This window comes from Rhodococcus sp. WY5 (assembly GCF_018588185.1).
In the GTDB taxonomy this organism is placed as follows: domain Bacteria; phylum Actinomycetota; class Actinomycetes; order Mycobacteriales; family Mycobacteriaceae; genus Rhodococcus_F; species Rhodococcus_F qingshengii.
Map to the genome: position 1 here is coordinate 3,768,396 of NZ_JAAMPR010000001.1, position 24,950 is coordinate 3,793,345.

21 protein-coding genes are annotated in these 24,950 nt (G+C 64.2%); 14 read left to right on the plus strand and 7 right to left on the minus strand.

Annotated elements, in window-relative coordinates; genetic code table 11:
• Positions 1–4: 4 nt before the first annotated feature.
• From G4D79_RS17645 to G4D79_RS17655, 3 genes are all read right to left on the minus strand, one after another.
• Positions 5–1,582 carry an alpha-(1->6)-mannopyranosyltransferase A gene (locus tag G4D79_RS17645; RefSeq protein WP_099697647.1) on the minus strand — a complete coding sequence of 526 codons (1,578 nt, stop codon included), beginning with the start codon at positions 1,580–1,582 and terminating at the stop codon, positions 5–7.
• 98 nt (positions 1,583–1,680) lie between these two features.
• On the minus strand, positions 1,681–3,273 hold the full coding sequence (gene crtI, locus G4D79_RS17650) for a phytoene desaturase family protein (RefSeq protein ID WP_099697648.1): 1,593 nt from the start codon (positions 3,271–3,273) through the stop codon (positions 1,681–1,683).
• 2 nt (positions 3,274–3,275) lie between these two features.
• Positions 3,276–4,415 carry a polyprenyl synthetase family protein gene (locus G4D79_RS17655; RefSeq protein WP_099697649.1) on the minus strand — a complete coding sequence of 380 codons (1,140 nt, stop codon included), beginning with the start codon at positions 4,413–4,415 and terminating at the stop codon, positions 3,276–3,278.
• Between the two features lie 170 nt (positions 4,416–4,585).
• On the opposite strand from G4D79_RS17655, the gene G4D79_RS17660 reads away from it, so the two are divergent.
• Complete coding sequence (locus G4D79_RS17660; RefSeq protein WP_003941803.1) at positions 4,586–5,575, plus strand: methylenetetrahydrofolate reductase; 990 nt, start codon at positions 4,586–4,588, stop codon at positions 5,573–5,575.
• Between the two features lie 48 nt (positions 5,576–5,623).
• Here G4D79_RS17660 and G4D79_RS17665 read toward each other — a convergent pair whose 3' ends face one another.
• The 3 genes from G4D79_RS17665 to G4D79_RS17675 all read right to left on the minus strand — a co-directional run bounded on the left by G4D79_RS17665 (position 5,624) and on the right by G4D79_RS17675 (position 8,689).
• Positions 5,624–6,418 (minus strand): hypothetical protein, encoded by a 795-nt coding sequence (locus G4D79_RS17665; protein ID WP_063892119.1) that lies wholly within the window; start codon positions 6,416–6,418, stop codon positions 5,624–5,626.
• A 70-nt stretch (positions 6,419–6,488) separates the two neighbouring features.
• Positions 6,489–8,087: an NAD(P)/FAD-dependent oxidoreductase gene (locus G4D79_RS17670; RefSeq protein WP_042452826.1), complete on the minus strand. Its 1,599-nt coding sequence runs from the start codon at positions 8,085–8,087 to the stop codon at positions 6,489–6,491.
• A complete protein-coding gene (locus G4D79_RS17675) occupies positions 8,084–8,689 on the minus strand; it encodes an N-acetyltransferase (RefSeq protein WP_003941672.1) in 606 nt (201 codons plus the stop codon). Before G4D79_RS17675 ends, G4D79_RS17670 begins: the two co-directional genes overlap by 4 nt.
• A 147-nt stretch (positions 8,690–8,836) precedes the next feature.
• Between G4D79_RS17675 and G4D79_RS17680 the strand changes: the two genes are divergently transcribed.
• Together G4D79_RS17680 and G4D79_RS17685 are read left to right on the plus strand one after the other, a co-directional pair.
• Entirely contained in the window at positions 8,837–9,388 is a 552-nt protein-coding gene (locus G4D79_RS17680) for an SAV_6107 family HEPN domain-containing protein (protein WP_232329871.1), read from the plus strand.
• A gap of 237 nt (positions 9,389–9,625) precedes the next feature.
• Complete coding sequence (locus tag G4D79_RS17685) at positions 9,626–10,072, plus strand: DUF3040 domain-containing protein (protein ID WP_003941660.1); 447 nt, start codon at positions 9,626–9,628, stop codon at positions 10,070–10,072.
• On the opposite strand, the gene G4D79_RS17690 is transcribed toward G4D79_RS17685, so the two are convergent.
• The gene (locus G4D79_RS17690) at positions 10,069–10,263 is read right to left on the minus strand and encodes a hypothetical protein (protein ID WP_003941749.1); all 195 of its coding nucleotides are present in this window, start codon (positions 10,261–10,263) and stop codon (positions 10,069–10,071) included. The two genes, G4D79_RS17685 and G4D79_RS17690, sit on opposite strands and share 4 nt — an antisense overlap.
• 403 nt (positions 10,264–10,666) lie before the next feature.
• Between G4D79_RS17690 and mraZ the strand changes: the two genes are divergently transcribed.
• From mraZ to murC, 11 genes are all read left to right on the plus strand, one after another.
• On the plus strand, positions 10,667–11,098 hold the full coding sequence (gene mraZ / locus G4D79_RS17695; RefSeq protein ID WP_003941779.1) for a division/cell wall cluster transcriptional repressor MraZ: 432 nt from the start codon (positions 10,667–10,669) through the stop codon (positions 11,096–11,098).
• A 190-nt stretch (positions 11,099–11,288) separates the two neighbouring features.
• On the plus strand, positions 11,289–12,302 hold the full coding sequence (gene rsmH / locus G4D79_RS17700; protein WP_099697668.1) for a 16S rRNA (cytosine(1402)-N(4))-methyltransferase RsmH: 1,014 nt from the start codon (positions 11,289–11,291) through the stop codon (positions 12,300–12,302).
• On the plus strand, positions 12,299–12,943 hold the full coding sequence (locus G4D79_RS17705; RefSeq protein ID WP_003941715.1) for a hypothetical protein: 645 nt from the start codon (positions 12,299–12,301) through the stop codon (positions 12,941–12,943). Before rsmH ends, G4D79_RS17705 begins: the two co-directional genes overlap by 4 nt.
• On the plus strand, positions 12,940–14,814 hold the full coding sequence (locus G4D79_RS17710) for a penicillin-binding protein 2 (protein ID WP_003941764.1): 1,875 nt from the start codon (positions 12,940–12,942) through the stop codon (positions 14,812–14,814). Before G4D79_RS17705 ends, G4D79_RS17710 begins: the two co-directional genes overlap by 4 nt.
• Positions 14,815–14,997: 183 nt before the next feature.
• Entirely contained in the window at positions 14,998–16,632 is a 1,635-nt protein-coding gene (locus G4D79_RS17715) for a UDP-N-acetylmuramoyl-L-alanyl-D-glutamate--2,6-diaminopimelate ligase (protein ID WP_099697669.1), read from the plus strand.
• Positions 16,629–18,182, plus strand: a complete 1,554-nt coding sequence (gene murF / locus G4D79_RS17720; protein ID WP_099697650.1) for a UDP-N-acetylmuramoyl-tripeptide--D-alanyl-D-alanine ligase — start codon at positions 16,629–16,631, stop codon at positions 18,180–18,182. The genes G4D79_RS17715 and murF overlap by 4 nt, the downstream gene beginning before the upstream one ends.
• Positions 18,179–19,261 carry a phospho-N-acetylmuramoyl-pentapeptide-transferase gene (mraY, locus tag G4D79_RS17725; RefSeq protein WP_003941699.1) on the plus strand — a complete coding sequence of 361 codons (1,083 nt, stop codon included), beginning with the start codon at positions 18,179–18,181 and terminating at the stop codon, positions 19,259–19,261. The genes murF and mraY overlap by 4 nt, the downstream gene beginning before the upstream one ends.
• Positions 19,262–19,266: 5 nt before the next feature.
• A complete protein-coding gene (murD, locus tag G4D79_RS17730) occupies positions 19,267–20,790 on the plus strand; it encodes a UDP-N-acetylmuramoyl-L-alanine--D-glutamate ligase (RefSeq protein ID WP_099697651.1) in 1,524 nt (507 codons plus the stop codon).
• Positions 20,787–22,265, plus strand: coding sequence for a putative lipid II flippase FtsW (ftsW, locus tag G4D79_RS17735; RefSeq protein WP_007730088.1), 1,479 nt, complete (start codon positions 20,787–20,789; stop codon positions 22,263–22,265). Before murD ends, ftsW begins: the two co-directional genes overlap by 4 nt.
• A complete protein-coding gene (gene murG / locus G4D79_RS17740; RefSeq protein WP_003941767.1) occupies positions 22,262–23,431 on the plus strand; it encodes an undecaprenyldiphospho-muramoylpentapeptide beta-N-acetylglucosaminyltransferase in 1,170 nt (389 codons plus the stop codon). The genes ftsW and murG overlap by 4 nt, the downstream gene beginning before the upstream one ends.
• Complete coding sequence (murC, locus tag G4D79_RS17745; RefSeq protein WP_030537033.1) at positions 23,428–24,936, plus strand: UDP-N-acetylmuramate--L-alanine ligase; 1,509 nt, start codon at positions 23,428–23,430, stop codon at positions 24,934–24,936. Before murG ends, murC begins: the two co-directional genes overlap by 4 nt.
• Positions 24,937–24,950: the final 14 nt, after the last annotated feature.

Consider the following 24,950-nt stretch of genomic DNA (forward strand, 5'->3'; position numbering starts at 1 on the left):
CGGATCACGCAGATCCTGACGTCGAGGGCGCCGAGGCGGCTGACGTCATTTCGATCGGTTTCTCGTGTTTGCGTCCACGAAGTCGCAGTGGGTCTTCCGTCTGCAAGGACATCGCCGCGATCACGGCAGCGACGATGGCCAGAGCCACGTGCGGGAAGGTGTACAGGCCGATCGATCCGTCTGGCTGGAACACCAGCATCAGCCAGGTAGACAGCCCGGTCAGTACGGCGAGAGTCGTCGGCGACATTGCGAAACCGGCAGCTACTGCCAGCGGCCAGGAGTAGTACCAGGGGAGTGCTGCGGGGGACAGAACGACGATGGCGACCATCACGATCACGATGCCCATGACGGCGTCGCGCTCGGTCTTGCGGTAGCGCCACCACACGACGGCGATGATCGCGATCAACACAACCGCCGAGATGGTCCGGGAGACTTCGAGGATGTCGTTGAAATGGTCGCCGGCGAACCAGGAGGTTGCCATGGTTCCGATGTGCGCCACGATCGTGGGCAGCGAGAGCCAGTTGATGATCTTTGCCGAACCGGAGAGTGCCGTCGTCCAGCCGAGGCCGACTCCGGCGATCAGTGAGGTGGATCCGAGTACCGCCACGAACACCGCGAAACCTGCGCCGGCCGTTTTGACGAACGATCGGATCGGTGACGCCGGTTCTCGCCCGGCCGCTGCGGCGTCCTCCCGCTCGTGGATCATCCAGATCCAGACTATGAAGGGAAGTGCGACGCCTGCGGTTGCCTTGATCGCGACGGCGAGCGCGATCAGCCCGATGCCGAAGAGGTGCTTGCGTTCGAGAGCGAGCGCAATGCCTGCGGCCATGAGGCCGACCATGAGCATCTCGTTGTGAACGCCGCCGATCAAGTGGATCAGGACGAGGGGATTGAGTACTGCGAGCCACAGGGCGATCGAGGTGTTTCCGCCGAGCTTCGTCGCGAGATGGGGAACGGCCCACATCATCAGGGCGAGTCCGGGGAGCATCGTGATCCGCAACAGCATCGTGCCGGCGATGACGTTCTCACCGGTCAGCCGAACGATGGCGTCGGCAAGGAGAAGGTGAACCGGACCGTACGGGGTAGTTGTCGTCGTCCACACGTTGGAGACGTTGTCGAGCAGGATTCCCGGATTGACGACGGGGCCGACGGCATACGGGTCGAAGCCGTTGCGCAACAACGCGCCTTGGGCCAGGTAGGAGTAGGCGTCACGGCTGAACATGGGCACCGCGAACAGCAGCGGAAACGTCCAGACCGGGACGATGTAGCGCAATCCGCGCAACGAGACGTCACCGCGCAGAGTCGAGCGGCCCAGTCGAACCCAGGCGGCGATCATGCACAGGACACCGATCCAGACGATGGCCGCCGACAGAATCGATCCGTGGCCGAAACGGAGCCAGGACAGATGCATCGACTCGAGCAGCGGATCTTGGCGCCGGACGCTACCGGCACCGAATCCGCCGAAAGTGATCATGACTGCGCCGAAGAAACCGAGCAGTGCACTGTGACCTTCGGGAGTCCGAAGGAAATTGGCGGCCCTTAGGTGCCACGGTCTTTCAGTGGCTGCGGCAGAGGACGTCATCGGTGCAGGTTCCTCCCCCGAGGAGATCGGTGTCGATCGGCGCATGCAGCGCCCGAGTCGGTGAATCGTGGATGAATGGTCGGTTACGAGGGGCTAGTTTAGTTGCTCGCACGAGTGCCCACCGCGCTGGCTCGCTCGCGTGTACCGGTAATACGTTCGGCGGCGAGCCGTCCGGACAGCAGAACGGTCGGTACTCCCACCCCCGGAACGGTTCCCGATCCGGCGAGAACGACGTTGTCGAAGCCGCGGGCGAGGTTCTTGCGTCGGAACGGCCCCGTCTGGGTGAAGGTGTGTGACGCCGCGAACGGGCTACCCGCGGCCATGCCCTTCTCGAGCCAGGTCTGCGGGGTGTCGACGTGATCGATCTCGAACCCTTCGACCAGTCCCGTGTAGCCACGTTCTTGCAGCGTGAGGATGATTTCGCGCACGTAGGCCGGGCCGAGAACTTCCCAGTCGAGCCTTGCACTGTCCAGATTCGGGCACGGCGCGAGGACTGACAGCGGTTCACGGATTCGGCCGTCTCGCGAGAAGGCCAGGCTCGGATCGGTCTGTGCCGGTCGGGTGACGAGCAGTGACGGATCACTCATCAGTCGCCCGCGGCCGCGGCGTGCCGTGATCTCGGCGAAGGTACGCTTCCACGCCTCGCCGAAGTCGATCATGTGGTGTCGCTGCGCGGGCCATTCGTCGGCGACCGCGGAGGAAACAGTGCCGTGAATCACGACAGCGGACGGCGATGTACGCACCGGGCGCGGACGCAATCGCGTATGCGGGCGCAAGAGCGAGTCCGTGACGGCCATGTCGGGAGTGAGGACGGCGGCGTCACAGTCGAAGCGCTCGCCGTCGCGTGTGTGAACGGTGTGCACGCGCCGTCCGCTCACCTCGAGGCGTTCGACAGTGCGGCCGAGATGCAGAATTCCGCCGGCCTCGGTGAAGGCGTCGGCCATCGACTCGGCGATCGTGCGCATTCCGCCCTCGGGGAAGTAGACGCCGAGTGAGGTGTCCATGTGAGCGATCGCCCCGTACACCGCGAGGGCCCGAGACGGAGCAACGCCCGCATACAGCGCTTGGAAGGTGAAGATCCGCCGGAGGCGAGGGTCGCGGATCTTGCGATCCACCTGCCCGCCCAGTTTCCCGAATCCTCCCAGTGCGACGAGCCGGCTCAGATCTTTGACTGCGTCACGCGAATTGACCAGTCCGAGGGGAGAATCGAAGTCGGCGTCCATGAAGCGGTCGAATTCCGCGTCGAAGATCCGGTTCAGCCATCGCCGCAACGCACGGTATCGCTGCGCTTCTTCCGGCCCGCAGACACGGGAGACCTCGGCAGCCATGTCTTCTGGATCGGCGTGGACATCGAGAGCGGTGCCGTCTGCGAATCGCGCGTGGTACGTCGGATCGAGCTTGTGCACAACGAATTTGGGGTTTGTCGAGGCTGGGTCGGCACCGACGGCGGCAAGCGCGTCTTCGACGAGTTCGGGCATCGTGAGCACCGTTGCGCCGTTGTCGATGCTGTAGTCATTGCCCTGGTAGACACCGACTCGCCCACCGACCGAGCTGTTGCTCTCGAGAATCGTGACGTCGCGGCCGGCGCCACGCAGATACAACCCCGCAGACAGTCCGGCAAGTCCCGCGCCGACGATCACGACTCGATCGGTCGGCGAGCTGACGGTTCGAGTGCGGTGCACGTGTGCCACGGTCAGTAGCTTCGCTTCGTGGCCGCGATCGCCATGTCGGTCAGGCGAGCCTTGGACTCTGCCGTTGCCGTGCTCGAGTCGAGGGCGTTCGCAGCTGCCTCGACGAGGGTGTCGATCTGCGTTTCGACGTCGGTGACGGCGCCCAGATCGGTGATCACCTGGCGCAGAGTGTCGACCTCGGTGTCGGTCAGCTGCGTGCCGATTCCGTTGCGGAGCAGTTCTGCTGCAGCCGGATCTGCGGCGTCGGCGCGGGCAAGCGCCATCGCGAACAGGACAGTTCGCTTACCGGCGATGAGATCGTCGCCCGACGGTTTGCCCGTGACGGACGGATCTCCGAAGACACCGAGCAGGTCGTCGCGAAGTTGGAAGGCAATCCCGATGTCGGTGCCGAACGTCCGGTAGGCATCGATCAACTCGGTGTCTGCACCGAACAGTGCGGCGCCGAGGTGCAGCGGGCGTTCGATCGTGTACGCGGCGGTTTTGTAACGGTTGACCCGCATGGCTGCCTCGACGGTCTCGTCTCCGCGGGCTTCATTGCTGATGTCGAGGAATTGGCCACCGAGCACCTCGGTGCGCATTGCCGACCAGACCGGGCTCACTCGTGCGGCCGCCTCGGGGCTGATCCCGGATTCTCGGATCATGTCGTCCGCCCAGGCCAAGGCCAGGTCGCCGAGGAGAATGGCGACGGCCTCGCCGAAGTGCGCGGAGTCGCCGCTCCACTCCTCGCCTCGGTGCTGGTCCTCGAATTCGACGTGAACGGTCGGGAAGCCGCGCCTGGTCGTGGATGCGTCGATGATGTCGTCGTGGACGAGCGCGCAGGCCTGCACCAGTTCGAGGGCGGCGCACGCACGAATCACCGCGTCTGCGTCCTTCCCGTTCGGGTCGCCTCCGGCGCCGAGCCATCCCGTCCAGGCGAACGACGGTCGGACGCGCTTTCCTCCGCGCAGGACGAAGGCCTCGAGGGTGCTGACGGCCTCCTCGTATCCACCGCCGATGTTCGAGACGAGTTCGCGGCGTGAATCGAAGAAGTCGCGGAGCGCTGCTTCGAACAGACCTGGCAGTTCGAGTGAGGTCGGATGCGGTGCGGTGTTGGTCGAACTCTGTCCAACGCGCGCGGTTCCTGCGGACAGGGTGGCCTCCAAGATCGGTGTGTTCTCGCGCCGGAGGGTTACACGGAAGCGAGCTTGGAGCCCAGCTTAGTGGGGGTTGGAATCAACGGCGGGTCGGGCCGTGAACTGCGCGATCCTGACATTCGGGATACGCAGTACTGGGCGATGAGCTTGTTTGCAGCTGGAAAACATATGCTTGACCGGTGACATTCGATCCAGTCAGGGGCCGCTCCAGCGAGGGATGGGCCACCCGAACACCGTCGATCGTCGATCGGATCGCTTCCTCGACAGGTAGCCGTATTCCGTTCTCGGTCGAGTTTTCGCCGCCGCGTGACGCGGACGCCGAAGCGCGCCTGTGGCGTGCGGTGCGTACCTTCGAGCGGCTCGGACCGGCATTCGTCTCGATGACCTACGGCGCAGGTGGCTCGACGCGCGATCGTACGGTGCGTGTCACCGGCGAACTTGCCGAAGAGACGACCCTGCTGCCGGTTGCTCACCTGACTGCTGTCTCGCACAGCACCGAAGAACTTCGCGCCATGGTCGGTGCCTACGCCGATCGTGGGATCAGCAACATCCTCGTATTGCGCGGCGATCCGCCCGGCGATCCGCTCGGCGAGTGGAAGAAGCATCCCGAAGGCGTCGAGTACGCCGAGGAACTCGTGCGGATGGTCCGTGACCTGGGCGACTTCCACGTCGGCGTCGCGTCGTTCCCCGAGGGGCACTACCGCGCTCCGGACTTGGCATACGACACGAAGTACCTGGTGTCGAAGTTGCGTGCCGGCGCCGAGTACTCGATCACGCAGATGTTCTTCGACGTGGAGGACTACCTGCGTCTTCGTGACCGGGTGAGTGCGTACGACGCAGAACAGGGCGCCAAGCCGATCATCCCGGAGATCATGCCGGTGACGTCGCTGCGCTCGGTGCGGCGCATGCTCGAGCTCTCGGGCTCGTCGTTGCCCCCCGCTCTCGAGCGTCGATTCGACGCCGCGGCCGGAAGCGGTCCGGACGAGAACCGTGCAGCGGTCCGCGAACTCGGCATCGATCTGGCCACCGAGATGGGTGAGCGGTTGATCGCCGAAGGCGCTCCGTGCCTGCACTTCATCACTTTGAACTTTGCGCGCGCCACCAGTGAGGTCCTCGAGCGACTCGGTCTCACCCCCGACACCTCTGTCGGGACAGCACAAGCCGTCTGATCCCGGTTGCCCCGCTCGACACCAATCGAGTGGGGCAATCGCCAGGCGCTACTTCGTGGTGTTTTTAGGATTCCTGTTGTCAGCTTGCTTGCTGGCAGGTGATTTCGTGACAGGCGTCTTCATGACCGGTGCTTTCGCGGCGGGCGCGCGCTTGATCGGTGCTCGATTGCGCGCCATCCAGGCCATCGCACCGACGACAATCGCGACACCGAGCGCCAGCCCGGCCATGATTCCTGCCCACCCGGCGAAGCTTCGGGTGCTTGGGTCCGCGTAGTTGACCTCGGCGCGCATCGTGGACACCTCGCCGGCGGGCAAGGTCCACGACACCCGGGAATCGCCGTCTCGTGTTCCGTTGGTCGTGCCGACCCGTGCCGGGAAGGCGATGCTGACCTGGACGTCGGCGCCCTGAGTTGGAACCGTCTTCAGGTCTGCCTTGCCGTCGAGCGTGACGGTGTCCCCGGATCGCTTGAGGGTGATCTGGAACGACCCGGACCCCTCGGCGTACATGGAGCCCAGTTGGGCGACGTCACCGAAGGACAAGTCGCTGAAGAACGCCTGGCTGCCGACGTACCCGTCCTTCTTGTACTCCTGAACCCGTATCTTGTCCTCCAGCGACGAAGGTGGGGTCAGCTGCGGACCCTTGTCCGCCTCGTTCGCCGGAATAGCGGCAGCTACCACCTGTCCGGTCACACGATCGTTCGCGGACACTCCCATCGACACCTGCACGCGGATGCACCCGGCAAGCAAGGGAACAAGCATGAGGGCGAGCGCGGCAACCGTCAGGAAACGTTTCCGACTGGTCGGCTTGGCGGCGGGATCGGTGGACTGTTGCACAGTGGTCATCGTGCCAGCCGTGGCGTAGCCAGTCATCGAGGCGGGGGCGTGTCGGCGGGTGAAGTTCGGCGGGTGACCTTCACGACCTGCTCGAACGACGCATCCAACGACGAGTCGCGCCCCGGCGGCTGTCCGACAGTGCGATTCGAGCCGCACTGCGACCACTGGCTCCGGACACACCGCCACCGGGATGAGTCGATGCTCCGGTCAGATACAACCCGTCTGCTCCCGGAACGCGATGGCCGGACAGTTCCGGAAGCGGTCGCCACAACATCATCTGATCGAGTGACATCTCGACGTGCATGACATTTCCGCCGATCATCCCCAATTCCGACTCGATGTCCCGGGGGGTCTGAATGAACCGGTCGAGGACGGAATCGGCGAACCCGGGTGCGAAAGCCTCCATCTCGCCGACGATCCGGTCGGCCTCCGCCTCGGCGACCGATGCCCAATCGCGATGTCCGCTGAGGCGATACGGTTGCCACTGCGACCACAGTGTCACCTGATGCCGACCGGCCGGGGCGATCGTGGGATCGATTCCGCTGAAACTCATTCCGAGAACCGCAGGGCGAGGAGGAAGTTCCCCCGCCAGTGCTGCGCCGTGTGCAGTGCGCAAGTGTGCGCGATCGGAGACGAGTAATTGCAATCCCGAGGTACTTTCCCGTGTCGTGGCGTCGCCGCGGTACGACGGAAGCGCGGATGTCGCCAGTCGAAGTACCGCGCCGATGCCGGGGCCGACCCTGATTTTCCGCCGCCAGTGATCGAGCGTGGTTCGGTCGAAGCCCCCTCGGCCCAGGAGGTCGAGCGTGGTCAGGATGTGGCACCCGGCGATTACCTTGCGAGCGTGAACTTCTCGACCGCTCTCGGTTGTGGCGGTCCAGTGACTCGAGTTTCGACGGATCGACGTCACGCCGTCACCGAGCGCGACCGTGGCGCCGTCGACAGCCATCCGGGAGGCCAACGCAGCACTCAGTGCGCCGCTTCCACCGACTGCTCGCCCTGGCGGCAAGACGTGCATGAGGGCCGCGAAGCCGACCATCGGAGCGGTTCCCGGTTCCGACATCGCAGGCCCGGACTGGGCGCCGAACCACGCAAGCGCTGCTTTGAGTGCCTCACTGTCGAAATACTCGTCGAGCAGTGCGTCGCCAGGCGCGAGGAACTGCCGAGACAGTTCGCTGTTGCCGCGTGCGGTGGCGAGACCTCCGAACGCACCGATCAGGTTCGATCCGGTGGGCGGTGCGGAAAACGCTTTCATGACATGTCGACTGCGCTCCGACCAGACCGCGACGAATCGCCGGTAGGAGTCGGCGTCCTTTGTCCCGCATGCTCGTTCGATGGACCAGCAGGTTGCGTCGAGGTCGCGGTGAAACACGATGCCCGGCCCGTCGGTGCCCGGGGCGGGCGGCGCGAACGCCCACGGGTCACAGTCGATGTAGCGCAGTCCGTGCGCGCCGAGTCCGAGTTCCTCGATGATGCCGCTGTGTCGGATCATGAGGTGTGCCGACGACCCCCGGTCCACCTTGTATCCGGGAAATCGCTCGACGGTCGAGACGGCGCCGCCGAGAACCGTGTCCTTCTCCAGAACCTCGACCGACCAACCCTCGCGTGCGAGGTAGGCGGCCGATACGAGCGCGTTGTGTCCGGAGCCGACGACGACGGCGTCGAGAAGCGCGCTCACAGCGGCAGTCCACGGCCGAGGACTGCGAACGGCCGGTTGTCGCCGGCAAAACGAAATCTGCGGAGCACGTCACGAAAGCCGAGGCGACGGTACAGCCGCCAGGCTCGGTTGTCCTCGTCGTACACCTCGGGTGTCGACAACAGAACACTGCGTTCGGGTCGATCGACGAGGAGGTGACGCAAGAGCGATTCGCCCAACCGGTGACCTTGTCCGTTCGGATGCACGTGGAGTTCGGTGAGTTCGAAGTAGTCGCTCAGAATCGCGTCGATCTCGCTCTGGGGACGACCCGAGCGCCGAAGCCCGTGCAGTACCTGTTGATGCCACCACTGGTCCGGGCTCCCGCGATACCCGTAAGCGATCCCCACCAGCGGCAGATTTTCGTGTGACGGTTGCTGAGGAACCGCCAATGCGCCGACGGCCTTCCAGCCAGGCCGGTTCGCGTGCTCCTGCCACATCGGTGCGCGATGGAACTCGGTTCCTCGCGGATAGTCCATCGCGGTGACGTACACGGCCAGTGCCTCGTGGAGTCGACTCGCGAATTCTGCGCGATCGAGGTCGACCGTATGTGGTGTCCAGGCGATCTGCGGGTCGACCGGTCTCACCTCTTCTCTTGACGGCGTGTCGGTGGGTGCAGTTATATTGAATAGGTCGAACAGATGTTCGATGTGGGTGATCCGGAGATGCCCGAAGGGAAGCGGGCATCTCCGGCCCACCTGGTCTTGGATCCTCACGGTGCAGGAGGTGCCCCGATGTCCGAGCGTGTGAAGCCTGAACGTGTGAAGTGCCAACGAACTCTTCCTGCCGAGTTGTCGAGTCCGTCGGATGCCGCAATTTCTCGATTGCCGATGTCGGCGAGGCGGTCCTTCGGCGCGAGGGACGCCAGCGACCGCACTGCTCGAGTGGGAAAGTCCGGTGTGGCGTGGGGGCTGCTCCGGAAGGCGGATGCGCTTCTCGAGGAAGCGATTGGGGCGGGCGATCCTGCCGACCGGTTCCGGTGTGCCTACCTGGCGGCCCTACGTGGTGCCGGGGCAGTGTTGGCCGCAGCTCCTGCCGGTGCCGGCTCGAGGCGCAAGCGAAGCGGAAACGCGTGGGTTCTGATGGACGCCGCAGCGCCCGCGTTCGGAGCGTGGTCGAAGTTCTTCGCAGGGTGGTCCTCTACGCGTGCGGCCGTGGAAACCGGCGTGTCGATCGTGATCACGGACTCCGATTCCGACGCATTCTTCGCCGAGGTCGGCCGTTTTCTCACGGCGGTCGAAGATTTCATCGGTCAGGACGCGTCCGAGCATTTGCGAGCGTCGTGAACAAATGGTCCGTGTCGGCAGTTGTTTCCGGGGAATTTCCTGGTCCGCACAGGCAAATGGAGCCGAATCGGGGCCCTTCGGCACGAATACGTACGCTTGTGGCGGAACTCGTACCCGGAGTTGGTGGTCCGAGACCTAAACTGCTCGTATTATGAAAACAGGTAATCGTCCAACTTGATTACCCGCCGCCTCACACCGTGGGGTGGTTGCCAAACTTCCAGTGCCGGGGGAGGTACCGTGCCACTCTCCGAGCACGAGCAGCGCATGCTCGATCAGATCGAGAGCGCTCTCTATGCCGAAGACCCCAAGTTCGCCTCCAATGTGAGGGGCGGCCGTATGCGGGCGCCGTCGAGTAGACGGCGGTTCCAAGCAGCGGCTCTATTCGTGCTGGGTCTGGTCCTGCTGATCGCGGGGGTTGCACTCCCGCTCAAGCCGGGCGGTTTTCCGATCATCAGCCTGTTCGGTTTCTTGTTCATGTTCGGCGCAGGGGTGTTGTTCCTCTGGGGTGGTGGACGTAAGTCTGCGCCGGCCGCCGACTCCGCTTCCGAAGGTGGCAATCATCCCTCCGGTCCGCCGGGTAGGGGTAGTGCCGGCGGATCCGGGCGGGGACGCGGCCGGAAGTCCGGCGGCGGATTCTCGTCGCGGATGGAAGATCGATTCAAACGCAGGTTCGAGCAGGACTAGCTCTCCCGCCCTTCTTCGGGCGTACTTCGAGAGTGATGCAGTTCGGACGTGACGCCCTCTTCAGGGCACGGACGACCACACGTGTGGCGGTCGGCAACCAAGGTTGCCGACCGCCACACGCCGTTGCTGTGGGTGTTGTACGTGTGCGCCGGCAATCCATCGAGTGAATCAGTGACGTGCGAGCGAATCACTCGCCACTCCTGCTGCCTCAGGGCATGCCCGCGGGCTTCCTCCACTTCGCTCCACTCGGCCCTCCACTTTCCTCCACCCTGGTCGAACTGCAACGCACGACCAGACCTCGTCCCGCTCACGTCTATTCGAAAACCGCGCTTGTACTGCGATTTTGTGTGGGGGAGCAACAGATCGTGGCGTAAAGGGTCGATCTGACGGCGGTGTGGGCCGGGACACGGTTACAAATTTCCCCCACGTCTCCCCACCTGCGCTGACCTGCTATTTATCAGCAAATGATGCTGAATAGGGACCATCTGCTCCTTGTTTGTGGGGGAAAGTGGGGTACTGTGGGTTCGGGCGGAGAGCTGAAGCACGATCCGCTCGATAGTGAGGGTTTCAGCGCAAGCTCGCAGGAGGTGTCGAGTGTTCCTCGGTACCTTCACGCCGAAGCTCGACGACAAAGGTCGGCTCACGTTGCCGGCAAAGTTCCGAGACGAACTGGCAGGAGGATTGATGATCACCAAGAGTCAGGATCACAGCCTCGCCATCTACCCCCGGGACGAGTTCGTCAAGCTTGCTCGAAAGGCAGCGGCAGCTCCACGCAATGATCCGGCAGCTCGGGCGTATGTCCGTGCCCTGGCCGCCGGCACAGATGAACAGCACGCCGATGCCCAGGGGCGAATCACCCTCTCGGCTGATCATCGGCGTTACGCAAACCTGTCCAAGGAATGCGTAGTGACCGGCTCCGTCGATTACCTCGAGATCTGGGATCTAGCAGCCTGGGAGAGGTATCTCGGAGACAACGAAGAGGACTATTCGCAGGCAACAGGCGAATCTCTCAGCGAGATCGTCTAGGCGAAGAGCCCCCGGCGAATGCCGCGAGGCCTCTGCCCGGAAAGACCCTGACGCACTTCCCCAGCGCCAGGTTCTCCTTCGGGCAGGGACCTCGAAGCATTCGCCTTCTCGAACAGTCATCGCCTTCTCGGAAAGTCAGCACCTTTTCGAAAAGTCATCGGAAATCATGAAAGTAGGAGCCGGAGCAATCATGGTGGATCACGAGGTGAACGAACCCTCGGATGCCGATGGCTTCGCGCACGTCCCTGTACTTCTGCACCGCGCCGACGATCTTCTCGGCCCTGCCATCACCGCCGTCGGTGACGGTGGAGCGGGCGCATACATGATCGATGCGACGTTGGGGCTCGGTGGCCACTCCGAATTCTTCCTGGGCAAGTACCCGGGCCTTCACCTCATCGGTCTCGATCGCGACACCAACGCACTCCGGATCGCTTCCGAGCGTCTGGCGCCATTCGCGGACCGAACGACGTTCGTGCACACCACGTATGACGGGATCGAGGACGCGCTCGAACAGGCAGGTCTGCCGTCGACGGAGTCGGTTCACGCGATCCTTTTCGATCTGGGTGTGTCGTCGATGCAGTTGGACGAAGCCGACCGAGGTTTTGCGTACTCGATCGACGCTCCTCTCGACATGCGGATGGATCAGACGGTCGGGCTGACCGCGGCAGAGGTCCTGAACACCTACAGTCACGGCGACCTTGCTCGCATTCTGAGCACGTACGGCGAAGAACGGTTCGCGGGAAAGATTGCGTCCGAGATCCTTCGGCAGCGTGAGCGTGAACCCTTCACCACCAGTGCAGCTCTGGTCGAATTGCTGTACCGAACAATCCCGGCAGCCACGCGGCGTACGGGGGGACACCCGGCCAAGCGCACCTTCCAAGCGCTGCGGATCGAAGTCAATGCCGAGTTGGATTCGCTTCGTGCAGCCGTTCCTGCCGGGCTCGACGCACTGGCAGTCGGTGGGCGAGTGGTGGTCATGTCCTACCAGTCGCTCGAGGATCGAGTTGTGAAGGCGGAGTTGGTTCCCCGCTCGAAGTCCACCAGTCCTGAAGGACTACCGGTCGAGTTGCCGGGTATGGGACCGGAGTTCCGCATTCTCACCCGTGGCGCAGAACGTGCGTCAGAGCAGGAAATCGAAGAGAACCCACGATCAGCTCCGGTGCGTTTGCGTGCCGCAGAACGCATTTCCAGGAGGCGGGCATGAGTCGTCAGGGCAAATCCGGTGCAGCGCAACGTGCATACGACAAGCGCACCGCACGGGCGGCAGGCCGGACCGGAACTGTCGCTGCTGCCGGCCCGTCTATCTCTCCTCGGGCGATGCTCAAGGGGAGAGTGCCGTTCGTCGCCTCCGTCATCGGACTTCTGTCCATCGGTCTCGCGGTGACTCTGCTGCTGACCACTCGCGCTGCCGAGGATTCGTACCAACTCAGTGATGCACGTGCATACAACCAGTCTTTGGTCGAGCAGAAAGCAGCGCTCGAACGTGACTTCCAGTCGCGTAACTCGGCTCCGGAGTTGGCAAATCAGGCAAGCGCTCTCGGCATGGTCCCCGCCAAGGACCCTGCACGACTGGTAGTTCATCCGGACGGTTCGGTCGAGGTCGTCGGAACGCCGACTCCCGCGACTGCCGGAGCTATGCCGCCGCTCGATGCGCCCACATCGGTGCCCGCACCGACTGCGACACCCCCGCGCACCACAACGCCGGTTGCTCCCGGAGCCACGCCGAGCGTTCCGAATAACACGCGAAACCTCGCGCAGAGTGAACAATTGGTTCCTGTGATCCCCACGACGACAGCACCCGCCACCACGACGGCGGTGCCTGCTCCGCCTGAGGAACGTCGGTGAGTCAGAACTCCCGTAACAACCCCGGTCGGCGTCCGCGCCGCTCGGCCACCGCCTCATTTCCGTTTCGTCAGCGAGTCGGTCGTATCACCATGTGTGGTGCGCTCGCCGTTGCGGCATTGCAGCTCTTGTGGATTCAGGGAATCGACGCGCCGAGTCTGGCTGCGGAATCTGCCAATCAACGAACCACGACCCAGGTCGATCCGGCTGTACGTGGCTCGATAACCGATCGCAACGGAAACCCCCTCGCCTTCACCATGGAAGCCAAGGCGCTGACTTTCCAGCCGGTGCGGGTACGCAAGGAACTCGAGGAAGCGCGCGCCAAGAGCATCGAGCAGGGCGCCGAGGGTGACAAGCAGGCGCCGGAAGTGAGCGATCGCCTCGCCGAGATCGCCGCCGGAATCCACGCCAAGCTCGGCGATACCGTTCCGGAAAAAGATCTGCTTCAGAAGATGAACAGCAACGAGACTTTCACGTACCTCGCGCGCAGCGTGGATCCGGCGGTTGCTGCCGAGATCTCGGACAAGTTCCGGGAGGTCGGCCTCGAGCGTCAGGACATCCGCGAGTACCCCGGTGGCTCTCTGGCCGCGAATCTCGTCGGCGCGACCGGCTGGGACGGGCACGGTTTGCTCGGTCTCGAAGATTCGATGGACTCCACGCTCGCCGGAACCGATGGATCCGAAACGTACGACCGCGGTTCCGACGGCGCTGTGATCCCCGGCAGCTGGCGTGACAAGCAACCGGCAGTCAACGGTTCGGGTGTCGAGCTGACCATCGATTCGGACCTCCAGTTCTACGTTCAGCAGCAGGTCCAGATCGCCAAGGACAAGTCGGGCGCAAAGAACGCTTCGGTTGTGGTCATGGACTCCAAGACGGGACAGGTGTTGGCCATGTCCAACGACAGCACCTTCAACCCCGCAATCGGCATCGACAAGAACGCGCCGACAGCCGAAATGGGCAATCCGTCGGTCAGTACGCCGTTCGAGCCCGGATCGGTGAACAAGATCGTCACCGCAGCAGCGGCCATCGAGGACGGTAAGACAACTCCGGACGAAGTTCTGCAGGTCCCGGGCAGCATCACGATGTCCGGTGCCACAGTCAAGGACGCGTGGGATCACGGTGTGGCCCCGTACACCTCTACCGGTGTATTCGGAAAGTCCTCGAACGTCGGCACCTTGATGCTCGCTCAGCGAGTGGGCGAGGATCGCTACGCAGACATGCTGAACAGGTTCGGCCTCGGACAACGCACCGACGTCGGACTTCCCGGCGAGAGCGCGGGCAGCGTTCCGAGTCGCGACCAGTGGTCCGGCGGAACCTTCGCGAACCTGCCGATCGGGCAGGGTCTCTCGATGACAACCCTGCAGATGACCGGGATGTACCAGGCCATTGCCAACGACGGCGTGCGAATTCCTCCGCGGATCGTGAAGTCGACTGTCGATTCTTCCGGCACGCGGACCGAGACGCCGCAGCCCGAGGGCGTCGAGGTGGTCAGCGCCCAGACAGCGGCGACCGTTCGGGACATGTTCCGGTCGGTCACTCAGGAAGACACCGGCAACCAACGAGGAACCGGTGTTGCCGCGGGTGTGGAGGGATACCAGGTCAGTGGAAAGACCGGGACCGCGCAGCAGGTGGATCCCGCGTGCAAGTGCTACTCCAACTCCAACTACTGGATCACCTTCGCGGGAATCGCGCCTGCGGACAATCCTCGATTCGTGATCGGAATCATGCTCGACGCACCGGTTCGCGGCGTGGACGGCGGCGGCGGTCAGTCGGCGGCACCGTTGTTCCACAACATCGCGTCGTGGATGCTCCAGCGTGACAGTGTCCCGATGTCGCCGGACCCCGGTCGCAAGTTGGTGTTGCAGGCGGACTGATTGCGGTGTGTCGGTTTCGACACGGTCTTCGGGTGAATCCCGGACACGGTAATCTCAAACGTCGCAGTAACCTCATTCATCGCAGTGCGCCGAACTTTGCTTGCGTTGCGACCGCCATAGACAACGACCGCCATAGACAACGACCGCGATAGAACAACGACAATTGCCAGGAGTCGAGTGACAGTGCCGAATCGTTTGCAATCGTCGAACTCGGACGGCGCTCCCGGGACGCGTCCGACACAACCGGTTGCTACCGCGATCACGGCGCTCTCCGAACTGTCCGGGGCTCGCCTCGAATGGGTGGGGCAACCGGGATCACAGTCCTCGGAGGTCGTCGTCAAGGGCGTCGACCTGCGTGCGCAGGGAATCGTGACCGATGACCTCTTCGCCGCTCTGCCCGGTGCACGGACCCATGGCGCTCAGTTCGCCGTCGACGCTCTGGGGCGCGGTGCGACCGCGATCTTGACCGACGAGGCCGGCCTCGAACTGATCGAGGCCGCGGACAAGGCGCCTGACCGGTCCGTCCCAGTTCTCGTTCATCCGAACCCGCGGGATGTGCTCGGTGAGATCTCAGCGGAAATCTACGGCCGGCCCTCGGAGAAGATGCAAGTCGTCGGTATTACCGGCACATCGGGCAAGACCACGACGTCGTACTTGCTCGAAGCTGCGATTGCCGGAGCCGGCCGCAAGCCGGGCCTGGTCGGGACCATCGAGACTCGAATCGACGGCCGCCGGGTGCCCAGCGCTCTGACCACGCCGGAGGCTCCGCAACTGCATGCTCTGTTCGCCGTGATGGCCGAGCAGGGGATCGACACCGTCGTCATGGAGGTTTCCAGTCACGCGCTTGCCCTCGGGCGCGTCGACGGCATCCGCTTCGACATCGGAGCCTTCACGAACCTTTCTCAGGATCACCTGGATTTCCACCGGGACTTCGAGGAGTACTTCCAGGCCAAGGCACGGTTGTTCGATCCCGAGTCGACTGTGCGAGCCGAGCACGCGGTCGTCTGCGTCGACGACGTGTGGGGTCGACGGATGGCCGAGTTGGCCGCGACCGACGAGAGCGACGCGGTGACCACGGTCTCGACCTCGACGGCCGAGGCCGAGTGGACGGTCGGCGCAGTCGAGGTTGCCGAGGACGGCTCGCAGACCTTCGAGTTGGTCGGGCCGGACGGACAATCGTGGCCAGTCTCACTTCGTCTCCCCGGGCGATACAACGTGGCCAACGCTGCACTGGCGTTGACCGTCAGCTTTGCTGCGGGACTCGACCCGGACGCGGCTGTTCGAGCGCTCGGGACCGTGGACGTCCCGGGGCGAGTTCAGCGGATCGACCGGGGGCAGAGCTTTCTCGCCGTGGTCGACTACGCCCACAAACCGGCAGCGCTCGAAGCCGTGATCGCCACGCTGCGCAACCAGGTTCCCGGCCGAGTGGCCGTGGTGGTCGGCGCAGGCGGGGATCGCGACGCCGGCAAACGGGCACTCATGGGTGAAGCGGGTGCGCGAGGCGCAGACCTGCTGATCGTCACCGACGACAACCCACGCACCGAGGATCCGGCGAAGATTCGCGCTTCGGTGATGCAAGGCGCCACGAACGTGCCCGAATCCGAACGCGGCGAGGTTCGCGAAGTGGGGGACCGGGCCGCCGCGATCGAGCAAGCAGTCCGGTGGGCACAGCCAGGAGATGTCGTCCTGGTGGCAGGCAAAGGCCACGAAGTAGGTCAAGAAATCGACGGGGTCAAACACCCGTTCGACGACCGCGAGGTGTTGGGCGAAATGATCGGCCGATTCGCGATCAACACAGCACATGGAGGCAAGCAATGATCCCGATGACGCTCTCTCGGATCGCCGAGATCGTCGGAGGAACCCTGCACGACGTCGACGATTCGTCGACGCAGGTGACTGGAACCGTCGAATTCGATTCGCGCAAAGTAGCTCCAGGTGGGCTCTTCCTCGCCCTACCCGGAGCGCGTGTCGACGGTCATGATCACGCGGAAGCGGCGGTGGCAGCGGGCGCTGTGGCGGTGCTCGCGGCGCGGCCGGTCGGAGTTCCGGCAATCGTCGTTCCATCGGTGCCGAACGACGGTCCCAGTGCAGTGATGCTGCTCGAACACGACACCGACGGGTCCGGAGCCGCGGTCCTGCATGCCCTCGGCCTTCTGGCCCGAGCCGTCGTCGACGAACTGGCAACTAACGGCGCACCGACCGATGGTGGACTGACGCTGGTCGGTGTCACCGGTTCTGCCGGCAAGACCTCGACCAAGGATCTGATAGCAGCGCTGCTGCGCGAGTGCGGCGAGGTGGTTGCGCCCCCCGGGTCGTTCAACAACGAATTGGGTCTGCCGTGGACAGTGCTCCGCGCCGACGAGAAGACCCGCTTCCTTGTTCTCGAGATGTCGGCCCGTGGGGTCGGTCATGTCGGCGAACTGACGAAGATCGCGCCGCCGAAGATCGGCGTAGTTCTCAATGTGGGCACTGCCCATCTCGGTGAGTTCGGTTCGCGTGAAGCGATCGCGGTCGCCAAAGGTGAACTGGTGGAAGCACTCCCGTCGGCAGCCGACGGTGGAGTTGCGGTCCTCAACGCCGACGACCGCATGGTCGCCGCAATGGCGAGTCGAACCAAGGCCCGGATCGTATTCGTCGGTCAGTCGGAAGACTGCGACGTTCGGGCGACCGACGTTGTTGTCGACGACCAGGCCCGGGCTTCCTTCACGCTGAACTGTTCACAGGGTTCTGCACGTATTCGCCTGGCCGTTCACGGCGAACACCACGTGAGCAACGCCCTGGCCGCGGCGGCCGTCGCACTCGAGAACGGCCTCGCGGTTGCAGACATCGCACGTGTCCTCGAGGGCACGAAGGCAGCGTCCGCGAGGCGGATGGAAGTCACCGAGCGCGCCGACGGCGTCACCGTCGTCAACGACAGTTACAACGCCAATCCCGATTCCATGCGCGCCGCCCTCAAAGCGTTGGTGTCCATGGCGCGATCGGATCGGCACTTCGGTCGCCGTAGCTGGGCTGTGCTCGGAGAGATGGGTGAGCTCGGACCGGAATCAGTTGTCGAGCACGACGCGATCGGTCGCCTGGCCGTCAGACTCGATGTCAGCAAGTTGATCGTCGTCGGAACGGGCCGCACCTCGCGTGCGATGCATCAAGGTGCGGTGATGGAGGGGTCGTGGGGTGACGAATCCGTCGTCGTGCCCGACGCAGCTGCGGCAATCGCCATTCTCGAAGCGGAACTCGAACCGGGCGATCTCGTCCTGGTGAAGGCGTCCAAGTCGGTTGAACTGTGGACGGTCGCCGAAGCGATACTGGCTGCAACGCCCAACACCGACAGCGAGAACACCGACGGCGAGAACGGCGGGGATTCGCAGTGATCCAGATTCTTCTCGCCGCAGGCATCGCGCTGGCGGTCTCCATCATGCTCACGCCGATCCTGATCAAGGCGTTCTCGAAACAAGGTTTCGGGCAGGAGATCCGAACCGAAGGTCCAGCCAGTCACCAGGCCAAGCGCGGCACTCCCACGATGGGCGGCGTCGCGATCCTGACCGGAATCTGGGCCGGCTATCTCGGCTCACACCTCATCGGTCTCGGCATGGACAACGCGGAGGGGCCATCGGCGTCCGGCCTACTCGTTCTCGGTCTGACCACCGCGCTCGGTGGAGTCGGTTTCCTCGACGACTTCATCAAGATCCGCAAGCAGCGCAATCTGGGACTGAACAAGACAGCGAAGCTGGTCGGACAGTTCGTCGCTGCCATTGCCTTCGGAATCCTGGCCCTTCAGTTCCGCGGTGACGACGGGCTGACTCCGGGCAGTGTTCATCTGTCGTACGTGCGCGACATCGCCACCGTCTCACTCGGGTCCGTGGTCTTCATCGCCTTCTGCTACCTACTGGTCAGCGCCTGGTCCAATGCCGTCAACCTGACCGACGGCCTCGACGGATTGGCAGCCGGGGCGATGAGTTTCGTTCTCGGCGCCTACGTCATCATCACGTTCTGGCAGTTCCGCTACTCGTGCGAGACGAATCCCGGTAAGGGTTGCTACGACGTCCGAGACCCGCTCGATCTCGCGGTGCTCTGCGCGGCCGGCGCCGGCGCGTGCATCGGTTTCCTCTGGTGGAATGCCGCACCCGCCAAGATCTTCATGGGCGACACCGGTTCTCTTGCCCTCGGCGGCATGCTCGCCGGATTGTCGATCACCACCAGCACGGAACTGTTGATGGTGGTCATCGGTGCACTGTTCGTCGCGGAGGCCGCGTCGGTGGTGATCCAGGTAGCGGTGTTCCGGTCCAGCCGACGGCGGGTCTTCCGAATGGCGCCGTTCCATCACCACTTCGAACTCGCCGGGTGGGCTGAAACCACGGTCATCATCAGATTCTGGTTGCTGGCGGCTATTGCGTCGGCTATCGGATTGGCACTCTTCTACAGCGAATACCTCGCAGCGCTCGGAGGCTGAAAACCATGACCAGCTCAGCGGATTCCGAGAACGACCTGTCCTGGCTCCGCGGTACGCGAGTGCTGGTCGCCGGTGGGCGGGTGTCCGGTCAAGCGACCATCGAACCTCTCGTCGCCCTCGGTGCTGTCGTGACGGTTGCCGATTCGACCTTGGACTTCGCGGAGCGCTGCGCGGAGCTCGGCGCGGACATGGTGACCACCACCTCGATCGAGGATGCTCCGGATTCGATCACCGAGTACGGGCTCGTCGTCACCAGTCCGGGCTTTCGGCCGGATGCACCGATCCTTGCAGCCGCCGCCGGTCACGGGATTCCCATCTGGGGAGACGTCGAGTTCTCCTGGCGCGTCGACCACAGCGGGCACTTCGGCCCACCCCGTAAATGGCTCGTCGTGACGGGGACGAACGGAAAGACCACGACGACGTCGATGCTGGCCTCGATTCTCGACGGCGCTGGAGTTGTCGGCCGAGCCTGCGGAAACATCGGGCTGCCGATACTCGACGCACTCGCCGAGACGTCGCCGCGCGTGGAGTACCTCGCTGTCGAACTGTCGTCCTTCCAATTGCACTGGGCGCCTTCGGTGCGTCCGGATGCCGGCGTGGTCCTCAACGTCGCCGAGGATCACCTCGACTGGCACGGCGGAATGAGCGCGTACGCCGAGGCCAAGTCGCGGGCGCTGAGCGGAAGGGTCGCGGTGGTCGGCCTCGATGACGCGATCGCTTCCGAACTGGGAACTCGCGCAACTGCAGACATTGTCACCGGGTTCAGATTGGGTGAACCGGGCGAAGGGGAACTGGGTGTCGAAGCGGGACACCTCGTGGACAACGCATTCGGCGATCACGTCCGCTTGGCCGAAGCAGCGTCGATAGATCCCGCCGGCCCGGCAGGCGTCATGGACGCGCTGGCCGCCGCCGCCTTGGCGCGGGCACTCGGATTCGAGGCAGACGTCGTCGAACGCGGTCTGGCCGCACACAAGGTCGGCCCACACCGAGGGGCGCTGGTCGGCCGTGTCGGGTCCGTTGTGTACATCGACGACTCCAAGGCCACCAATCCGCACGCAGCCAGGCCGTCGTTACTCGCGCACGATCGCGTCGTCTGGGTTGCAGGCGGTCTGCTCAAGGGGGCCAGCGTCGACCAATTGGTGAGCGAAGTCGGCCCTCGACTCTCCGGCGCTGTCCTTCTCGGGCGTGACGCTGGTGTGATCGAGGACGCGCTCGCGCGACACGCACCCGATGTTCCCGTGGTGCACGTGATGTCGGGGGACGATGCAGTGGTGAGCGAAAACAGCAGCAACTCGACTCTCACCATCCGGCTGCCGTCGGGTGCCGACGCGGATGCCGTCATGGCCGCAGTGGTAATCGAAGCTGCCGAGTTGGCGTCCCCCGGTGATGCAGTTGTACTCGCCCCGGCCGCCGCGTCCTTGGACATGTTCGCCAGCTACGGACATCGTGGTGACAGCTTCGCCGCCGCCGTAGCCGCATTACCCGATCCGTTCACGGATTCGCCTGGCCAAGCCGGGAACTTGCTATGACCAAGGGTCCCAAGACCCGAATCGGTGCCTGGTTGGCGCGGCCGTTGGCGTCGTTCCACCTGGTGGTGACGATTGCCACGATGTTGACTGTCTTGGGGCTCGTGATGGTTCTGTCGGCGTCGAGCGTCGAGCAGTACGTGTCCGGTGGCTCGGCGTATTCGTTGTTCACCCAGCAGTTGATCTTCGCGATTCTCGGAGCTGTGCTCTTCTACGTCGCGCTGCGGATCCCGGCGAGAGTGCTCCGGCAGTATTCGTTTCCGCTGTTCGTCGTCGTGCTGATCATGCTGGTACTCGTCCTGATTCCGGGAATCGGCACAGAAGCGCAGGGCGCGCGTCGCTGGTTCAACGTCGGCGGGTTCTCGGTGCAGCCCTCGGAAATCATGAAGGTCGCGTTGGCGATCTGGGGCGCCCATCTGTTGGCTTCGCGGCGGCCGGACGACCGATCCGTGAAGTCGATCCTGATTCCGCTCGTGCCCGCAGCAATGCTGGTCTTCGCGCTGGTCGTCGCGCAACCGAACCTCAGTACGACCATCGCATTGGGAATCATCGTCGGGGCCCTGCTGTGGTTCGGTGGGCTGCCACTGAAGCTCTTCGGCTCGATCGCGGTGACGGGCGTCGTCGTGGCGGGCGTGCTGGCGATGACGGCCGGTTATCGTTCCGATCGAGTTCAAGCCTTCTTCAACAAGAGCGACGACCTGCAGGGCAACAACTATCAGGCCAAGCAGGCTTTGTATTCGCTCGCCGACGGGGGCCTTTTCGGACGCGGACTCGGTCAGAGCGTCGCCAAGTGGAACTACCTACCCAACGCGCACAACGACTTCATCTTCGCGATCATCGGCGAAGAGTTGGGATTTGTCGGCTGCGCAGTGGTGATCGGTTTGTTCGCTGTATTCGTCTACACGGGATTGCGGATCGCAGCCCGCAGCATCGATCCGTTCTGGCGGCTCCTGTCAGCCACTGCAACTACCTGGATCGTCGGCCAGGCAATGATCAACATCGGTTACGTCATCGGACTGCTGCCGGTGACCGGACTCCAGTTGCCCTTGGTCTCCGCCGGCGGTTCGTCCTTGGCGATCACATTGTTCATGTTCGGTGTCATCGCCAATGCAGCGCGCCACGAGCCCGAAGCAGTTGCCGCTCTGAACTCCGGGCAGGACGGCAAGATCTCGAAGTTGCTCAGACTGCCGAAGCCCGTGCTGTACCACCCGCCGTCAGGGGGCCGGCCGATCCGTCGACCGAAGCCCGCACGGCAGATCGAACCGGCACGCGGACGCGACGGCCGGCGCGCGATCGAGACGGGCGATCGACGCAAGCGGGCAGATCAAGGTGCTCGCCCTTCCTCGGATTCCAACCGAGGTGCGGCCGCTGGGTCACGGAAGCGCACCGCGGGAGGGCAGAATGGTCAGCGTCGGCAGGCGCCGACACGTAGGGCACAAGATCCACGAGAAGTTCGAGAGCGAGGAATTCGTAGGTGAGCGGCAACAAATCGGCTCTGTCGGTAGTGGTGGCAGGGGGAGGCACGGCTGGTCACATCGAACCCGCACTTGCTGTCGCGGACGCGGTCAAGGCCGCTGCGCCCGACACCAGAATCACTGCGCTCGGGACGGCGCGTGGTCTCGAAACCACCTTGGTGCCGGCTCGCGGGTACACGCTCGAGCTCATTCCGCCGGTTCCGCTTCCTCGCAAGCCCACGATGGATCTCGTCAAACTGCCGACACGCATCCTCGCCTCGGTGCGCAAGACCCGCGAGGTACTCGATTCCGTCGACGCCGACGTGATCGTCGGTTTCGGTGGTTACGTCGCGCTTCCGGCGTATCTTGCCGCACGTGGTGGTGTTCTTCGGCGCCGGCGCAAGATTCCGATCGTCATCCACGAGGCGAACGCCAGTGCCGGTATCGCGAACAAGATCGGTGCTCGCCTGGCGACGCGGGTGCTTGCCGCTGTTCCGGGTTCCGGAGTGAAGAACCGCGGCGATCAGGACGCCGAGATCGTTGGCATCCCGGTTCGCGCGTCGATCGCCAATTTCGATCGAGCGGGACTCCGCTCGCAAGCTCGCGAGTACTTCGGACTGCCTCAGGACGGTCCCGTTCTGCTCGTCTTCGGCGGATCGCAAGGCGCGAAGTCGCTCAACGACGCGGTGTCCGGAGCAGCGGAAGAACTGGCGAAGGCCGGGATCTCGGTCCTTCACGCACACGGACCCAAGAACTCCCTCGAGGTCACGCAGTACTCGGAGACGGCACCGTATGTGGCTGTTCCTTATCTTTCGCGGATGGATCTCGCGTATGCCGCAGCCGACGCGACGATCTGTCGTTCGGGCGCGATGACGGTCGCCGAGGTCTCGGCGGTCGGACTACCGGCCGTCTACGTTCCGTTGCCGCACGGCAATGGTGAGCAGGAACTCAACGCGAAACCCGTTGTCGCAGCGGGCGGTGCGATCATCGTCTCCGACAACGAGCTCACGCCGACGTTCGTCGCCGGTACCGTCGTCCCGATGCTGAGCGACAGCGCGCGCCTCGACAAGATGAGCAGTGGTGCTGCCAACGTCGGGCACCGCACCGCGGCAACCGAGATCGCACGGATCGTGCTCGACATCGCGGCAAAGGAAAACGCCGTCCAGGAAAACGCAAGGGGAAACCGATGACCGCGCTGCCCGCCCACCTCGAGCGAGTACACATGGTCGGAATCGGCGGTGCCGGTATGTCCGGCATCGCGCGAATTCTGCTTTCCCGCGGGGGCCTTGTCTCGGGTTCGGACGCAAAGGAGAGCCGAGGAGTCCTGGCGCTTCGTGCACGCGGGGCGCAGGTCCGGATCGGCCACGACGCCGATGCTCTCGACCTGCTGCCGGGTGGTCCGACCGTCGTCGTCACGACGCACGCGGCTATCCCGAAGGACAACCCGGAACTCGTCGAGGCCGCTCGCCGCGGAATCCCGGTGATTCTTCGGCCGGCTGTCCTTGCATCACTGATGCAGGGCAATCGCACGTTCCTGGTTTCGGGTACACACGGCAAGACGTCGACGACCTCGATGCTCGTGGTCGCCCTGCAGCACTGTGGTTTCGACCCTTCGTTTGCCGTTGGCGGCGAACTCAACGAAGCGGGAACGAATGCCCATCACGGCAGCGGTGACGTCTTTGTCGCCGAGGCGGACGAGAGCGACGGGTCGCTGCTCCAGTACGACCCCAACGTGATCGTCGTGACCAACATCGAGGCCGATCACCTCGACTATTTCGGCAGCGTCGAAGCGTATGTGAAGGTGTTCGACGATTTTGTCGACAAGTTGCGTCCGGGTGGGCTCTTGATTGCTTGCCTCGACGACCCGGGATCGGCGGATCTCGCGAAGCGAATCGTGGCCTCGGGCCGTTCGGACATCCGGGTACTCGGTTACGGATCGGCAGACGCGCAGGAGGTGGAGGCGGGCACCGCCTTCGAGCCTGTCGACGGTGTCGAGGTCGGAGTCCGACTACTGGGCTTCCATGCGCACGACGTCGGGGGAGTCCTGCAGTTCCACCTGGCGGGCGAGAGCGCCGCGCGAACCGTGCGGATGGCAGTGCCGGGTCGTCACATGGCGCTCAACGCACTTGCGGCTCTACTGGCTGCCCGTGACGCCGGCGCCGAGACGGAGGAGATCGTCGAGGGGCTCGCCGGATTCGGTGGCGTACACCGCCGGTTCCAGTTCACCGGCCGCGAGCGTGGTGTCCGGGTGTTCGACGACTACGCCCACCATCCGACCGAAGTTCGTGCCGTTCTCGGCGCGGCGGCGGATCTGGTTCGACCGGAGGACGATTCGTCGTCGACCAATTCGGCAGCCGGACGCGTGATCGTGGTCTTCCAACCTCATCTCTATTCACGCACCGCCGCGTTTGCCGAGGAGTTCGCGCAGGCGCTGGACTTGGCCGACGAGGTTGTCGTTCTCGATGTCTACGGCGCTCGCGAAGAGCCGATGCCGGGCGTCAGTGGTGCGCTGGTCGCTCAGTCGGTCACGAAACCTGTTCACTATCAACCGGATCTGTCACAGGCGCCGAAGCAGGTGGCGGCGTTGGCTCATCCCGGCGACATCGTCATCACGATGGGTGCCGGTGACGTGACCATGCTCGGCAAACAGATCCTCGATGCTTTGCGTTCGGCGCCGCATCCCGCGCCGCGATGACACCCGACGCACGA